This window comes from Bradyrhizobium sp. BWA-3-5 (assembly GCF_032917985.1).
Classification (GTDB): Bacteria; Pseudomonadota; Alphaproteobacteria; order Rhizobiales; family Xanthobacteraceae; genus Bradyrhizobium.
Window position 1 is genome coordinate 5,412,024 of sequence record NZ_CP136626.1, and the last position, 13,809, is coordinate 5,425,832.

A 13,809-nucleotide genomic window follows, 5' to 3' on the forward strand; every position below is an offset into this window, starting at 1 on the left:
TAGTCCCCACCTCAGAGTTGAAGAAATTCCTTGGGTACGAGCACCTGAGTCGACAAAATCAACAAAATCGATGATCCCGCGTAAAAGCGCTGACCGATCCTACCGGCATCAGAACGGCGGCGGGCTACGCGATCCAGCAAGCCGATGGTCACCAGCTCGAAGCATCTCGACGTTCCGTTAAAAGAGATCGATAGTGGTTGGAATAAAAACGGCCGCCTGAGGGCGGCCTTTTGTTTGCAGCGACGTTTTTTGAGCAGTCTCGGGAGACCAAGCACCAAGCCAATGAGAAATGGCGCGAGAGACGGGACTCGAACCCGCGGCCTCCGCCGTGACAGGGCGGACAAAGCTCAACTAAATCAACAAGCGAACACACTTTCGAGCTTTAGTATAAGTCAAAAAGGCGAAAGGTATTTCACCGCTAAAGGGACTGAATAATTTCTTCGATTGGCAAGTAAAGCGTTTGGTTCCCCAGCAGAAAGGACTTGAAACCGTATCGCGCGTAGAACGGAATGGCCTCCTGATCGACTGCATGGACAACGACAGCCCGAGCGCCCACCAACTCCGACGCTCGCGTAATCCGCAAAAGCGCGTCTTGAAGAAGAGCACGCCCAAGACCTTGTCCCTGATATTCCTTGTCAATGGCAAGCCGACCAATGACCACAATTGGGGTGGGGCTGGGCATGTTATGCCGCAACTTCCTAGGTGCCCCTTCGTGAACAACAGCTCCGGCGGCGAGGCAATAAAAGCCGATTACGTGCTGGCGTCGCAAAACGACATAGCAGCGCGCTGAACGGGCCTCAGCCTTGAGTGCCGTATGCTTCAACCAATCGTTGAGGGGAACTTTCCCACAGTCGAAGCGGGAAACGTCATGTGAAGGAAGAAGAGGCGCTGGTGCCAGGATTGGTCCCAGCGCCTCTTCGTACGGCTTTATTTCTGCCATGGCGACTTACTCGCGAGCAGCTGTTTGAGACGGGCATTTGGCTGCACAGGTTCGTCCAATACACGCAGAAACTCTTCATACTGGGCGGTTTCGAGAGAAAACAGCGTTTGGTCCAGAAGGACGTCGACGGCGTGTTTTCTAGCGCTCTCCAGGATGAAATCGGTCCTAGTCTTCCCAACCACAGCCGCGGCGCTATCGATCAGATCCCGCAGCTTGGTGGGTAGGCGAACATTGATGACGGCATCGCGCTTTGTCTCCCTTGGCGTCTCCATAACGGCGGCAGACATTGTAACCTCCTATGACCGAGACTCTTTCTTTCTCTTTTATTAGCAAACGTATAACGCTGTATTGACAACGTCAACACAATTCTGTATATACGTTGGACGTACAGGTTAATCGGTACGCAGTATTTTCGTTCCTAAGAAAAGGCCGCCGGAACTGGAACTTCCGACGGCCCGAAACCGCCCCGTGGGTCGAGAGCCGACGTGGGACAGGCGCTTTTCAGCGAACCAAAATGAGCGGTTCGTCGCCCGCGGTCAACACCGGCTCTCACAATGAGGAGGGCCAGTCATGGCTAAAATTTACAAACCTGGTGAAGAAGCCCCCCGCTCGGGACAGTACGAGCAAGTCGGCCCGCGCGGCGGCGGGACCGGCGAAGAACGAACTGTCACGCGGGGTGAACCGCTCCCCCCTACTCCGAAGCCTGGTATGGGCTACACGCTGGTAGACCCCACCAAGCACAAAAACGGACGTTGAGCGAAGACTACTCCCGTTGCTGCTCGAGGCAGCAACGGGAACTCAACAGGAGAAAGGCGATGGCTGATTTTATACACACTAGAGAGCTCCTGCACGCCGGCGACGTGGTTGTGGTTCAGTGCAGTCACCAATGCAACGTACGACTGACAGACGACTCCAATTTTCAAGCTTTCCGCTCTGGGCGCCAACATCGGGCATACGGCGGATTTTTTCGCGCGTTGCCTGCCCGAGTCGCCGTACCCCATGATGGGTATTGGAACGTAACGATCGATCTTGCGGGCGGCCAAGCAAATATTCGCTACAGCATCAGCTACCTCAAGGCTGCCTAGCGGGCCTTGAGGCTCTCCATCACCAAGCGACCGCCGAGGCTCACAAGAAGGCAAGCCATGACCGAAGAAGAAATGCTGAAGCGAGACATCGAAACACTTAAAGCGAGCATGCGCCTTGAGTATGCCGAGAAGGCCAACCAGATCCTGACACCCGACGAATTGAAGGCTTTCCGCGGGCGCATCCATCTTCTCCAAGCCGACCTTGATCTTCTACGAACCCGTCTAGATGGGTTGAAATCGGAGGAGTAGTGTTCACCATGGCTAACAACATCAATTGCCCAGTTTGTGAGGCGGAGGCCGAGGATATTACCGTTGAAACCTTTGACGGAAAGACGGTCCGATGCCGCTCGTCTGGTGACTACGACATTTCAGGAACAGTCTTCGATCCTGATCTTTTGAAGAGATTGGATCGCGACGCTCGATATTCGGCACTCCAACGCGCAAAGAGCGCCGCGTCGGAGGGAAACCGGCCGATGATCCTCAGTTTTAATCTTTAGTCGCTCGTGCCACCGTGGCATCACGGCTCTTGATTACCTTTTAATGACCCGCCGATGCTGTGCTGTAGGGCTTGTTCAAGAAATAGCTCCGATTGCCTAAGGCAGCTTCCGCGTACTGATCGATCGCGACAGTGATCGCCTGGACGTGCTGATAACAATGGCCCTCGCGCGCGGCCTGTTGACGCAATTCGGCGAGCGCGTCGATCCACGGCGAGTTGTCGGCCTTGTCGTCGTACCATTTCAGCCGCTCGCCCATCACCAACTCCGGCCACCTAGCACGCGTCCTTTCGTCGGACCAGCCGGTCTCGCTCCGCGCACAGCCCTTCGATCTTTGCCAGCATCCTCGTTAGCAGCAGCTCAGCCGATGCCGTCGAGACGTTGGCCCGCTGAAGCTGCAGGATCTCGTTACGCTGTCTTCCGACCATGATCTCGCCGGCAGGCTGCGCTGCCGGACCAACCCCACAACCCGCCGGTCGGCCACGCGTGTGCGCAGCCTGTCCATGAGATGGTGATGGTTGATGTTGCACCGGGGTGGCCCGCGGAGTTGTAGTGATGGTGAAGGACCCTGACGACCTCTCCCTTGTCGCGGTGATCGAAATCGACGAGTCGGCCGCAATCATAGTTGAGCAGATCGATGACGAGATCACTCTCTCTATCGCTAGCGTTGTGGGCGTTCATTTTCAGGTGACGGCCGAACAGGCGCTCAAACTCTCCGAGGCCCTGGTTATTGCCGCTGAGAATGCGGCAAAATCCCGTGCATCAACCTGGGCGTAGTTCGCGCAACAAAAAAGGCGCGGAGTGATCCGCGCCCGATGTTACTTTTCAATGCTGCGTCGCGATTAAAGCTACAGAGCGTCGATCATTCTCGCCGGATAATGTGTAGGCGATCGGGAATGTCGTCCGCATCCCCTTCCGCTTTGATTATGTGGACATGCTCGGCCGGGACGTCTCGCTCATCAAGTGGCTCGATCTTGGCCGGTTCAAAATCCTGCATCCACTCTTCGTAGGATTGCCCCACGTCTGACTTGCGCCGTTCCTCCGATTTTTCCCAGCAGTCGCCGCAGGTCTTTTGCTCAACGGCATCAAAGATAACGTTGTGCTCTTCCGCCGTGCCGTTATAGCAACCTAGAGCTTGTAGCATTCGGTGCGATCGCTTGGGGGAAAAATGCCTTGCGTTGCATTTCGAGTGCCTGGCCAACGGTGTAAGCGCTTTCGCGAGCGGCTTGGATTTGGCGAGATAGGCCGGATCGATTTCAGTTTGCATTAGCGCAATACCTCTGATCGGTTGATTACGGGGCGTCCCACGTAGAGCAAAAAAAATAGGAATGCGATAGGAAGAATACGATGCAATAAAAAGGCCGCGCAGGGGTGCGCCGCGCGGCCATTTCGCGTCTTGCAAGAGCGCAATCAGTGAAACTGCGCCACATGATCCTCATAGTGCGCGAGCGCCACTGCGCTCCGGATGTGATTCGGCCAGATGTCGCCTGCCTCACCTAGTGCGATTTTGACCTCGTTACTGGTCACCATGCCGCACGCCGGGCATGGCGCCAGGCGTGCCAGGCGATCCGCCAGCGGCACCAGGCGATCCTTTGCCAGCGGACCGAGAACGGCCGTGATCTGATCGGCATTGCCGGCGCCCGCGACGGGCAGCAGGCGTTCAATGATTTCGCGATAGATGGTCGTCGGCAGATACAATTCAGTCATTAATCAGCCCCGTGATGGTGACGCACGACGCTGTGAACGAGTCATTTGGAAAGGGCTTGCAAGGGGGACAAATCGGGGAAACATCAAAAGTAAGTCGCTAATGAATCCCCTGGCTTGAGCGGCCTAGCAACAATTTATTTACTGGTAAGTTGTGACTGACTGCTGACGGGGCGCACCATGCGGATTTTCTTTTTGCTGTCCTCCCTAGCGATGCTGATTCTTGCGGTCCCAGCGACCGGAACCACCATTGACTACCGGAAGCGCCCAGAGTTCCAAAGATTCACTCGTCAAATTATTGAAATGCATGGTGTCAATTGTCCGGTCCCACTTACAAACACACAGATGGGCGAGGACGCGCGCCGGAGGATCGAGAAGATCGATTGTCAGTCGGCGGACGGCTCGACGAAATGGAGCCTGCGCATTATCAATCCGCCGAATGGCGAGTCTCGTTTCGAACCCTGGTGAGGGCCCTCCCGTCAAAGCCTCTAGGAAGCCGCTGGTGAGTCGCGATAGCTGGCCGGTGTATGGACAGCGGCCAGGATGATTTAACGCATGGCTGACTCGCGCTGCGAATCCTGTACGATTGAACTCCGAGCCTTTCCGCAAGGCTCTGCAAGAGCTCTGTCCTTCCCGCCCCTGGTTCGGCGAGAACGATGATGACCTGGTGCTGAGCGAGCAGATCAACTTCGGAAATGACCGCGGTTTCGAGATGAAGAGTGCGGGGTATGTAGTCGGGCCTCATTACAATTACTTACACGAAACACCACCCGGCGAGCATCGTCCTTTGACCGAGGTGCTCGTGCCTGCCACGGGCCGGTGAAACTCGGCTGGCGGGTTGTTGCTTCCGCAACGGCACCGCGGCGGATCGCTCGCGAATCTTGCCTTTCTCCTTTAATCGAGACCTTGCGGCGAGAATAGCGGGCAGATGCAGGGCGGCGAGCAAACATGATCGCGCCTGCGCCAATCAGAGCTTCCCGATCAGACGACCCGGTATGAGCTAGCGAAGACGTCCGTATCCTGATTGTTGCCGTGCTTGTAGGTAAACCCGAGTGGGATGTTTCCAGACGGAACAAGCTCGTAGGTGAGATCCGACTGGAATCAAGACAGGCCGCGACCGGTGTAGCTTCCGTCGCCCAAGCGCAGCTCAAGTTCGCTCGGAATGGATTGCTTTCCTTCTTGCCGGGCCCGGGCAGAAGTCGCAGGACCACCTGCGATCCAATTTGCAGTGCCTCGGTCGAGCTATTAAAGGCAAGGAACTCGCCCGTGCCCGTCAAAGCCGCGATCAATTGCTGCTCCAGCGCGTTTCCTGCTGACGAGGGCGAGCGCGACGGTGGAAAGAGCAGACCGAAAGCGGGCGGGAGCTCGCTGTTGCTAAAGCTCTTTTGCGTGAAGGGATGTCACTGAGCCGACGGCGCGTTTGTCGTAGAGGTCCTTCAATTGCTGGGCGTCGTAGCCGAGCTCCTTCAAGATTTCTTCCGTCTGTGCCCCGAGCGGCTGCGGCGGCAAACGTATTTCCGGTACCTCGCCGTCATAACACACGGGATGGCTGACGAGGGTAATCGGCGCCCCCGTCGCCCCTTTCACAACCTGGAAGCTCTTGTTGTGAATCACCTGCGGATCGACGACGACGTCGGAATAGTCGTTGATGCGGGCGTGCCAGATTCCGCCAGCCTCAAGCAGCGCAAGGCACTCCGATGTCGTGCGTTTGGCGATGTTGGCCGCAATTGCTGCCGATGTGATCGCGCCGCCGATAAGCTTCGGTGTCGGGAACGCGCTGATCGGCGGGAATTGAAAGCGCATCTGCCAGCACGTCGAGCGATCCGAGCGAGATCGCGATGTGCCCGTCACCCGTAGCATAGATGCCGTACGGTGCGCCATAATACCATCCTGCGATCGGACCCGGCTGGCGCACGTCGTTGGGTCTTTGCCCGTTGAGATAGCAGGTGAACGACTCCATTTGGAGGTCGAGCGCTGCAGACAGTAGGCTGACATCGACCCGACACCCCTGCCCCGTGCGCGCTTTTCTTACCAATGCGGCTAGGATGCCAGCCGCAAAGAGAGCGGCGCCGTGATGATCAACTGCCGAAACACCCACCGCTCGGGGGCCGTGATCGCGGCTTCCCGTGATGGTAGCAAGCCCCGCCAACGCTTGAACCAAGAGGTCCTGGCCGGGTCGATTCACGTACGGGCCGTCCGGGCCATATCCGGACGCTGCGGCATAGATGATGTCGGATTTAATATTCCTGGCGTCCTCATATCCAAGCCCAAGCTTGTCGAGCACGCCAGGGCGGAAGTTCTCGCTGATGACGTCCGATGTTGCGATCAGTTTCTTCGCAACCAGAACCGCGTCCGGCTTCTTGAGATCGAGCGTCAGGCTCCGCTTGTTGCGATTGCCGGTCAGAAGCAGCATGGATTGACCATCTACCTGCTTGTCTGCCCCACCCCATTTCCGCTGGAAGGCGCCGTCTGGCGGCTCCACAGCGATCACGTCCGCGCCGAGGTCGGCGAGAAATTGCACACCCATAGGCCCCATCAGGAAGTGATTGAAGCTCAGGACCCGAACGCCCTTGAGAAGATCGACCATAACTGTTCTTGCTGGGTCCCTTTAATTATCTCGCGTCAATGTCGGCAACATTCCGCCATCTTCGCTTTTCTGAAATCGTTTTCAGGTTAGTCGCCCCGATCGGGGGCGTCAAGCTAGTTAAGCGCTGCACATTCAGAGCATGGCCGCCGGCGCGCTCTGCTTGATGTGGCTTGGACGCTCAAATAATGTTCAATGAGAACCACGGATCTCCTGCACACTAGCTTGAGATTAGCAATCCTCCAGGTGGTTCACCTCCAACGGATGTTAACAGCCCGTTATGGGCCAATCCGAGCAGATCAGATGGACAAAAAATCGATCGCCGATCCCAAAGGCCGGTCGCAGCCCAGGGTGAAGATCGAGGACGTCGCGAGAAAGGCAAACGTGTCGCCGGCGACGGTGTCGCGGGTTCTAAATCATCCAGAAATTGTCAGGCCCGAACTGCGCGACAAAGTGATGCGCTACATCGCCAATCTCTCCTATACGCCGGACAGTGCGGCCCGGGCACTAAAATCGGGACGCATGCGGACGATCGGCGCGATTGTTCCGACGCTAGGCCTTGGAATCTTTGCCGAAGGCGTGGAGGCCCTGCAGAACCGCCTAAGCGAAAGCGGCTACACATTATTCATCGCCAATTCGCAGTATGATCAACGCCGCGAGTTGCAGGAGATGCAGAGCCTCATCGAGCGCGGCATCGACGGCATTGTGCTCGTGGGGGGCTCGCATGGTCGCGAATTGAGAACTTTGGTAGAGCAAACTGGTGTTCCCGTCATTACGACTTACGTTTCTAAGGCGGGCGGCGGCATTCCCGCCATTGGCATCGACAACGAACGTGCCACTCGCGAAATGACTGAATTTCTTCTGAGCCTGGGACACGTTCGTTTCGGTGCAATTGCCAACATTCCGCCGTCGAATGACCGTTCGCGCGCGCGACTCGATGGCATTCAGCGCGCTCTCGCTGAAGCCGGTATCCAGCTCCAGCCGACTCAAGTCATCAGGGCCGACTACTCGCTCGCGCAAGGACAAAGCGCGCTTCGCCAACTGCTCACTGACCATCCCGACACGACCGCCGTGATCTGCACGACCGACACGCTGGCCATCGGCGCGATGTCGGAAGCCCGCAACATGGGTTTGAGCGTGCCGCAGGCGCTTTCAATTACCGGCTTTGACGACGTGGAACTGTCCGCCCAGGTGGATCCGCCGCTTACGACAATTAGGATTCCCGCCGCGGAAATCGGCCGCGGCGCAGCCGACTATCTAATTAATGCGATCGCGGGAAGGCCCGTCCCCAAGAGCATCCTGTTGCCCTACCGGCTGGTGATGCGGTCGTCCACCGCGCCACCACGGATAGCCGACCGCCTGCCGAGGCGGCCACGATGAAGCCTCGCAAGCTAGCTGGCATGCAGGACGGCATTCGCGAAAACGATTTGTGTAAATCCGCTGATCCGCAACTTGCAAAGGTGCTACCCTTGAACGCCAAGCCTGACCTCATTCTTTGGACCTCACCCCTGCCGCATGTGGTGCTCTTGACATTGAATAGGGCATCCAAACGAAACGCCCTGAGCAATGATCTGATCGCGGAACTCGGGGCCGCCCTTCGCAAGGCCGCGCTGGATGATGACGTCCGCTGCGTCCTTCTTCGTGGCAGCGATACGTTCTTTTCCGCCGGCGCCGATATCAAGGAAATGCAGCAACGAGGGTTCGAAGCCGTCGACAATTCCGCACGACGTTCTGCCTGGCGGGATATCGCCAATTTCCCCAAACCACTTATTGCCGCAATTGAGGGGATTTGCTTTGGCGGTGGTCACGAGCTCGCGCTCCTGGCCGACATCGTAATCGCCGGTGAAGGCGCAACCTTCGGGCAGCCGGAGATTAATATTGGGATATTGCCGGGCGACGGAGCAACCCAGCGGTTGACCCGCGTGGCCGGCAAGTCGCTCGCGATGCTCATGATCCTGACCGGAGAACCGATCTCTGCGCGCGCAGCCCATCAAGCTGGGCTTGTTGCCGAGGTCACGGCAGACGGCAAGGCACAGAGTCGCGCTCTCGAAGTTGCCGAAGTTATCGCGCACAAGCCGCCGCGTTCCACGGAACTGGCTAAAGCGGCTGTACTCGCCGCCTACCAAACCACGCTTGATGCCGGTCTCGAATTTGAACGACAAGCCATCAGGCACGCATTTACGACGTCCGACCAGCAAGAGGGAATGAACGCCTTTTTTGAGAAGCGGTCGCCTAGCTATCGGGGGACTTAGAAGATCATCAGAGCTCTGCTTCGCCAAAGCTTTCAATGGCTTAACAACCAGGGGAAACAATTCGATTCTCGCAACCGAAAACCTGCTCAGAGGATTCCATCAACTCGTCGAAAATCGGCGGACTGCCGTTGTACTCCACAGGCCGGCGAATGAACTCGCGCGACATTCCACTTCGCTCGGCCAGCTGCTTGACCGACCAGTTCAGAATGTCGCCGGCGGCCTCAGTTGCGTCCCGGTGAGCCTCGATGGGCCATTGTGCCGGCCAGAAAGTTTGTCGTGGTGCACATTCATCCAAATGCCGAACCATTCCCGAACGCTACGGCCAGATGCTGAGCGGCACGGCCGTGCACTGGTACCAGCGGAAAGCGCCATCTAGCTGTCGCCGCCGATGTTTCGACGTTGTAAGCCCGTCCCGTCTCGACCGAGACCGCACGTCTATGAGAGCCGCATCGCCGTCCTCTTCATGGACAGATCCATCTTTTCTTTGAAAATCACTTGATGGTCTTCGGTTAGGGACGCGGATTTTCACAGAAAGACGGCTATGAACGTGATGTCAGCGAGCCGGCTGCGACATCGGCGGGATCAATGCCGAGCGCTTTAACGGCATCGATCATCTGCAGCTGGCCTGCCCACTTCCTATGATCCCATCGACTCGAAACCGGAGCGCACGTTGCGCCTAAAGGGAGAGTCGGCCGATCCTGCGGCCTGCCATCGGCCAAGCCGCCGAGCTTTGACGGTCAGGTACGTGTTCTTGTTATTGATCGCGCCATCAGCGCTCACGGGCACCGCATATAGTGCACCGGAAGCCAATGATACTTGTAACCATTACCGCGACACCGCAGGCGGGTGACTCTCACCTTAGCGCCGCTCCGACTACGGACGTTCAATTCGTGACGCCTGTTTGCGTAAGACGTGTCGCGCCCCGGCCAACATGTCGTGGATCGAACAGCTTGGATCGGCACCCGCTTGATCAAAACACTCGTATTTCCAGAGCCGTAGCGATCTGCCGGCGTGAGCTGTGCCATTTAAGACGCTGGCACAAGCCTTGCTAAAAGCGAGCAGAACAACGACGTGCTTCGCGTCGCGCCGGCGGAATACATCTGTCTTAGTCTCGGAGTGGGACGCGGGGTCTTGGTTGAACACGACACTCGCAGTGTCGAATGACGACGACAACAATTGTCGTCTTTGAAGGATAAATTGCATGTCTGGTGTTGCTGGCGCTGTTCTGTTGCCGTCAAGTCGTTCACGGGAGACGGTTTATGATCGGCTTAAGCACATGCTTCCGAAACTTGCACTTCGCGGACAGGCGGGGTTTGGTCTCGCCGCTTTCATGCATGAAAAGCGCGTTCAATATACAAAGTCGTCTCAGCCGCCACGCGATCTAACAACGATCGACTACGATGAACAGTACGCCGATTTCAGGCCTCACGCAGCGATTGCACACATTCGTAGCCCGTCTAGCAGGGAACACGACGAGAACGACGTTCAGCCTGTTCACAACCATCAAGCCGGTTACCGCCATTTGGCGATTTCTTTAGACGGGGCTTTGGTCAATGCTGATGAGATTAGGAAAGAATTGCTCGCTCAAGGGCATAGCTTTGATGGCGAAACGGATGCCGAACTCTTGCTCAAGCTGATTGAGCGCACTTGTCAAGCTCATTATTGGCGGCATGGTCTGCCGGTGAATCACAAAACACTGTTTCGAGAGATCGATAACCGCATCGATGGTGCCGTCAGCGCACTCTTGTTGGATGGTGAGGGAAATCTCATTGCTTTCCGCAACAGATACGGTTTACGACCTTTGGAATTCATGCAAACCGACGATGGCTTTCTGCTTTTTGCTTCGGAAAACTGTGCCTTTTCCGGACTCCAAGGCAAGGCGGAGGAAATTTTACCGGGCCACATCAAGTATGTGAACGGAAGAACGGGAGAATGCCTTGATCGCTCTGTATGCGATGCTCGACATAACACCAGGCTGTGCGCCTACGAAACGCTTTACCTAGGGAGCCCCGACACATCAAAACGACAATCTCATCTCGAAACCCGTTACAATATCGGAGCGGCTCTTGGTAAACTTATCGCGCCGAGACTGACAGCTGAAGTGGGGACCGCCCCTATTATCGTTTCTTCCATGCCGCGAACCGGCGGGCCGTATGCTGATGGTCTTTTTGCATCATTGGTCGAGGATGGCGCCATCTTTCGACGTCAGGAAGTCATCGCCACGCAATTTTCTCAACGGACGCTTGTAGGCATCGTTGATAAGCGCATATCTCTTATTTCCAAAAAATACCGTGTCGCAGAGAAGGACGTCGCTGACAGCACCATAATCATGGTCGATGAAGCTCTCATTCGCGGCGACACAAGTCGGGCTGTCACGAACATGCTCCTTTCCGCCGGAGCCAAAGCTGTGCATTGGGCAATCGGTTCACCGCCTATAGTGGCGCCAAATTACTACGGCATGGGTATCGACACGATGGAGGAGTTGGCCTTCTGGCAAATATGGAAAACTTTGCAACCCGAACAGCGGAAGCAAAGCCTGCGCTTTCATAACATCGAACCGCAAATGCTCAGGGTCATCGAAAGCACAATTGCCGTATCCATCAACTCTGCGACTGTCACTTATCTACCCTTCCAAGTTCTCGTATCCTTGCTTCCGCAAGGGCATAATGGAATCGATTTGTCGCCGTTTACGTTCGAGATGCCAACCCCAGCGGGGCAAAAACGCGCGAACAAGAATTTGGACAAGTTAATCTCCGATCTTCCCTTCCCAGAATCAGCCGTTGCCTAAGGTCACATCATGAAACCGACTCTAGTATTCGATTGGAACGGCACGCTGCTCGACGATGCCGATGCGTTGCTGAAAACGATCAATGCCCTTTTAGGCCGCTTCGGTCGCGCCGAGATCGATATGCCAACTTTTCGGGAACAGTGCGAGCTCCCGCTTTCCGTCCTATACCGCAGTGTCGGAATGTCGGAAGGTGAAGCCGCAATCGTGGATAGCGATGGCAGCGCTATTTTTCACGATACCTACGAACCCTTGGCGAGCAAGGCTCATCTGCGCAAAGGCGCCCGCTGCATTTTGGAAACGGCACGTCAACAGGCGGTCTCAACGATCGTTCTCAGCAGCTATATAGTCGACCCTCTTCGTTCGCAAATCCGCAGGCTCGGAATCGACGATTGCGTCAACGACGTTCTCGCCTTCGAAAGCCGCGCCACTCAATTCAAAAGCATGAGCAAAGGCGAACGGCTTCGCCTGTATATGCAAGCAAATAATCTGAAGCCCGAGTCGACCTTCATCATCGGCGATATGCCGATTGAAACGGATATTGCGCGCGAGCTTGGGCTTATCAGCATATCCATTACCGGCGGGTTTGTTTCCGAGTCGCGTTTGCAGGCTGCGCAGCCGGATTACATCATTCATGACCATCATGAGGTGCTGCCAATTTTGCAAAGGCACGGCTTTCTTCGGAACGTATAGGACCATGGCTGAAACTCGGCTTTACTCCCACCCCCTACGGCGGCGGACAAAGAAGCGGCCTTATCGGCGCGGGAAGCACGGGAACTGGCACGGATCGGCTTGGGTGCCTATGAACGGGCTTCCGTTGCTGAATTGGAGCGGCATATAGATGCTGTCGTTTTGTCCTCGCCTTCGCGAGGTACTGCTTCAATGCACGCTGGCCGAACAGCCCCAAAGTACGGTTTTAACTTTATGGATACGAACACGCGATCCGCAATGTCACAATCAAGGACGACCTGGCTGTTTAGCGACGGAATAATGTCGATGTCGCAATCAGAGGCCGAATGCAGTGGCGTTGAGAAAGAGCCTTGCCTTGCATGGCTTCGCGGTATGGGCAAAACAGGGTGGAGGATGACCACGCAATCGTTGAAGGTCCCGAACGGTGCCGTATTCTCGGGGCAAGCTAATCCGCTCTTTCAAACCCGATTGGGCGATGTAGAGACGGAAATTCCGCAAGCGCAGCTCGATGCTCCCGAGATTACCCTGCATCGCCAGCATATGGGTCGTGATGAGTTCGATAGCGAAGGATTTGAGCGGCTTGATCTCAGCATAGTTGCGCCACTTCTTCCTAAGCGGATCAGCGTGCGGAAATCGCCGTCCTGGTTCTTGCGATCCCGGACGAAATTCATCTTGCAGGGAGCGCAGGTCTGGATTTTCGACCCGTCACGGATGTCAAATAGCCTGACCGGTTCTCGTCCTGGATCACCGGGACGATGTCGACGCTCAGCCCGTGCCGACAAAGGTCACGGTCGCAGCCTTGCGCTGGATCTCGAAATCTTCGGCCGACTTGTTGGGATACTGTTGATCAGCAGGTCGTAGATGGTGTTGTTCAGACTATCGAGCGTCTCCTTGTCGGCATCACGTCCAGAAATATAGAACACCACATCGACATCGCCGGGATCGACGCTCGTCTCTCGTAAGATGGTATATTTGGCGAAGGAGCCAGCTTTTACTACCCTTGTGATCTTGATCTCGGTCTTGTCGCGGACGGACTTGCACAGTTCGGCGATCGGGCGATCCACCTGTTCATGATATTCCTTCCGCTTGTCGTCAGGGAGGCGCAGGACATTGCTGTCGTAGTAGCGCAGTTCCGTATTTCTCAACGCCATCACCGCTTCCTTTCTCGTTCGGCGTCCACCCACCCGCAACCCGAATGGATGGCGGCGGTCGCCGGTCGCCTTGGCGGTTTAAAACACCGGAAGGCGAGCGCTACGAACGGGTGCATCATCACCA

At 56.3% G+C, this 13,809-nt stretch carries 18 protein-coding genes; 10 read left to right on the plus strand and 8 right to left on the minus strand.

Annotation, left to right across the window (positions count from 1 at the left end; translation table 11 throughout):
- Window positions 1-418: 418 nt before the first annotated feature.
- Complete coding sequence (locus RX331_RS25990; RefSeq protein WP_317252637.1) at window positions 419-940, minus strand: GNAT family N-acetyltransferase; 522 nt, start codon at window positions 938-940, stop codon at window positions 419-421.
- On the minus strand, window positions 928-1,227 hold the full coding sequence (locus RX331_RS25995) for a DUF1778 domain-containing protein (RefSeq protein ID WP_317252638.1): 300 nt from the start codon (window positions 1,225-1,227) through the stop codon (window positions 928-930). The genes RX331_RS25990 and RX331_RS25995 overlap by 13 nt, the downstream gene beginning before the upstream one ends.
- 283 nt (window positions 1,228-1,510) lie before the next feature.
- Here RX331_RS25995 and RX331_RS26000 point away from each other — a divergent pair, with 283 nt between their 5' ends.
- The 4 genes from RX331_RS26000 to RX331_RS26015 are packed head-to-tail and all read left to right on the plus strand — an operon-like array spanning window position 1,511 to window position 2,522.
- The gene (locus RX331_RS26000) at window positions 1,511-1,696 is read left to right on the plus strand and encodes a YjzC family protein (protein WP_317252639.1); all 186 of its coding nucleotides are present in this window, start codon (window positions 1,511-1,513) and stop codon (window positions 1,694-1,696) included.
- A 59-nt stretch (window positions 1,697-1,755) separates the two neighbouring features.
- Window positions 1,756-2,025, plus strand: coding sequence for a DUF1883 domain-containing protein (locus RX331_RS26005; protein ID WP_317252640.1), 270 nt, complete (start codon window positions 1,756-1,758; stop codon window positions 2,023-2,025).
- Window positions 2,026-2,082: 57 nt separating this feature from the next.
- A complete protein-coding gene (locus RX331_RS26010; protein ID WP_317252641.1) occupies window positions 2,083-2,274 on the plus strand; it encodes a hypothetical protein in 192 nt (63 codons plus the stop codon).
- A gap of 8 nt (window positions 2,275-2,282) precedes the next feature.
- The gene (locus RX331_RS26015; RefSeq protein ID WP_317252642.1) at window positions 2,283-2,522 is read left to right on the plus strand and encodes a hypothetical protein; all 240 of its coding nucleotides are present in this window, start codon (window positions 2,283-2,285) and stop codon (window positions 2,520-2,522) included.
- Between the two features lie 40 nt (window positions 2,523-2,562).
- Here RX331_RS26015 and RX331_RS26020 read toward each other — a convergent pair whose 3' ends face one another.
- Window positions 2,563-2,778 (minus strand): hypothetical protein, encoded by a 216-nt coding sequence (locus RX331_RS26020; protein WP_317252643.1) that lies wholly within the window; start codon window positions 2,776-2,778, stop codon window positions 2,563-2,565.
- Window positions 2,779-3,074: 296 nt separating this feature from the next.
- Here RX331_RS26020 and RX331_RS26025 point away from each other — a divergent pair, with 296 nt between their 5' ends.
- On the plus strand, window positions 3,075-3,296 hold the full coding sequence (locus tag RX331_RS26025; protein ID WP_317252644.1) for a hypothetical protein: 222 nt from the start codon (window positions 3,075-3,077) through the stop codon (window positions 3,294-3,296).
- An 85-nt stretch (window positions 3,297-3,381) separates the two neighbouring features.
- On the opposite strand, the gene RX331_RS26030 is transcribed toward RX331_RS26025, so the two are convergent.
- Together RX331_RS26030 and RX331_RS26035 are read right to left on the minus strand one after the other, a co-directional pair.
- Window positions 3,382-3,921 carry a hypothetical protein gene (locus RX331_RS26030; RefSeq protein ID WP_317252645.1) on the minus strand — a complete coding sequence of 180 codons (540 nt, stop codon included), beginning with the start codon at window positions 3,919-3,921 and terminating at the stop codon, window positions 3,382-3,384.
- Between the two features lie 8 nt (window positions 3,922-3,929).
- Window positions 3,930-4,226 carry a hypothetical protein gene (locus tag RX331_RS26035; protein WP_317252646.1) on the minus strand — a complete coding sequence of 99 codons (297 nt, stop codon included), beginning with the start codon at window positions 4,224-4,226 and terminating at the stop codon, window positions 3,930-3,932.
- 177 nt (window positions 4,227-4,403) lie between these two features.
- On the opposite strand from RX331_RS26035, the gene RX331_RS26040 reads away from it, so the two are divergent.
- Complete coding sequence (locus RX331_RS26040; RefSeq protein WP_317252647.1) at window positions 4,404-4,691, plus strand: hypothetical protein; 288 nt, start codon at window positions 4,404-4,406, stop codon at window positions 4,689-4,691.
- A 906-nt stretch (window positions 4,692-5,597) separates the two neighbouring features.
- Here the strand turns inward: RX331_RS26040 and RX331_RS26045 are convergent.
- The gene (locus RX331_RS26045) at window positions 5,598-6,005 is read right to left on the minus strand and encodes a CoA transferase (RefSeq protein WP_317258252.1); all 408 of its coding nucleotides are present in this window, start codon (window positions 6,003-6,005) and stop codon (window positions 5,598-5,600) included.
- Complete coding sequence (locus RX331_RS26050; RefSeq protein WP_317252648.1) at window positions 5,899-6,810, minus strand: CoA transferase; 912 nt, start codon at window positions 6,808-6,810, stop codon at window positions 5,899-5,901. Before RX331_RS26050 ends, RX331_RS26045 begins: the two co-directional genes overlap by 107 nt.
- Before the next feature lie 300 nt (window positions 6,811-7,110).
- On the opposite strand from RX331_RS26050, the gene RX331_RS26055 reads away from it, so the two are divergent.
- The 4 genes from RX331_RS26055 to RX331_RS26070 all read left to right on the plus strand — a co-directional run bounded on the left by RX331_RS26055 (window position 7,111) and on the right by RX331_RS26070 (window position 12,537).
- Window positions 7,111-8,187 carry a LacI family DNA-binding transcriptional regulator gene (locus RX331_RS26055; protein ID WP_317252649.1) on the plus strand — a complete coding sequence of 359 codons (1,077 nt, stop codon included), beginning with the start codon at window positions 7,111-7,113 and terminating at the stop codon, window positions 8,185-8,187.
- Window positions 8,184-9,059, plus strand: coding sequence for an enoyl-CoA hydratase-related protein (locus tag RX331_RS26060; RefSeq protein WP_317252650.1), 876 nt, complete (start codon window positions 8,184-8,186; stop codon window positions 9,057-9,059). Before RX331_RS26055 ends, RX331_RS26060 begins: the two co-directional genes overlap by 4 nt.
- A gap of 1,201 nt (window positions 9,060-10,260) precedes the next feature.
- Window positions 10,261-11,847 (plus strand): hypothetical protein, encoded by a 1,587-nt coding sequence (locus RX331_RS26065; protein ID WP_317252651.1) that lies wholly within the window; start codon window positions 10,261-10,263, stop codon window positions 11,845-11,847.
- A 9-nt stretch (window positions 11,848-11,856) separates the two neighbouring features.
- Window positions 11,857-12,537, plus strand: coding sequence for an HAD family hydrolase (locus RX331_RS26070; protein ID WP_317252652.1), 681 nt, complete (start codon window positions 11,857-11,859; stop codon window positions 12,535-12,537).
- 782 nt (window positions 12,538-13,319) lie between these two features.
- On the opposite strand, the gene RX331_RS26075 is transcribed toward RX331_RS26070, so the two are convergent.
- Window positions 13,320-13,685: a hypothetical protein gene (locus tag RX331_RS26075; protein WP_317252653.1), complete on the minus strand. Its 366-nt coding sequence runs from the start codon at window positions 13,683-13,685 to the stop codon at window positions 13,320-13,322.
- Window positions 13,686-13,809 lie beyond the last annotated feature (124 nt).

Excerpts from the sequence above, each read along its gene's own strand:
- RX331_RS26075 (WP_317252653.1), bottom strand. The coding sequence starts at position 13,685 with ATGGCGTTGAGAAATACGGAACTGCGCTACTACGACAGCAATGTCCTG.
- RX331_RS26060 (WP_317252650.1), top strand. The coding sequence starts at position 8,184 with ATGAAGCCTCGCAAGCTAGCTGGCATGCAGGACGGCATTCGCGAAAAC.
- RX331_RS26070 (WP_317252652.1), top strand. The coding sequence starts at position 11,857 with ATGAAACCGACTCTAGTATTCGATTGGAACGGCACGCTGCTCGACGAT.
- RX331_RS26015 (WP_317252642.1), top strand. The coding sequence starts at position 2,283 with ATGGCTAACAACATCAATTGCCCAGTTTGTGAGGCGGAGGCCGAGGAT.
- RX331_RS25990 (WP_317252637.1), bottom strand. The coding sequence starts at position 940 with ATGGCAGAAATAAAGCCGTACGAAGAGGCGCTGGGACCAATCCTGGCA.
- RX331_RS26065 (WP_317252651.1), top strand. The coding sequence starts at position 10,261 with ATGTCTGGTGTTGCTGGCGCTGTTCTGTTGCCGTCAAGTCGTTCACGG.
- RX331_RS25995 (WP_317252638.1), bottom strand. The coding sequence starts at position 1,227 with ATGTCTGCCGCCGTTATGGAGACGCCAAGGGAGACAAAGCGCGATGCC.
- RX331_RS26000 (WP_317252639.1), top strand. The coding sequence starts at position 1,511 with ATGGCTAAAATTTACAAACCTGGTGAAGAAGCCCCCCGCTCGGGACAG.
- RX331_RS26010 (WP_317252641.1), top strand. The coding sequence starts at position 2,083 with ATGACCGAAGAAGAAATGCTGAAGCGAGACATCGAAACACTTAAAGCG.
- RX331_RS26055 (WP_317252649.1), top strand. The coding sequence starts at position 7,111 with ATGGACAAAAAATCGATCGCCGATCCCAAAGGCCGGTCGCAGCCCAGG.
- RX331_RS26025 (WP_317252644.1), top strand. The coding sequence starts at position 3,075 with ATGGTGAAGGACCCTGACGACCTCTCCCTTGTCGCGGTGATCGAAATC.
- RX331_RS26040 (WP_317252647.1), top strand. The coding sequence starts at position 4,404 with ATGCGGATTTTCTTTTTGCTGTCCTCCCTAGCGATGCTGATTCTTGCG.
- RX331_RS26035 (WP_317252646.1), bottom strand. The coding sequence starts at position 4,226 with ATGACTGAATTGTATCTGCCGACGACCATCTATCGCGAAATCATTGAA.
- RX331_RS26020 (WP_317252643.1), bottom strand. The coding sequence starts at position 2,778 with ATGGGCGAGCGGCTGAAATGGTACGACGACAAGGCCGACAACTCGCCG.
- RX331_RS26005 (WP_317252640.1), top strand. The coding sequence starts at position 1,756 with ATGGCTGATTTTATACACACTAGAGAGCTCCTGCACGCCGGCGACGTG.
- RX331_RS26050 (WP_317252648.1), bottom strand. The coding sequence starts at position 6,810 with ATGGTCGATCTTCTCAAGGGCGTTCGGGTCCTGAGCTTCAATCACTTC.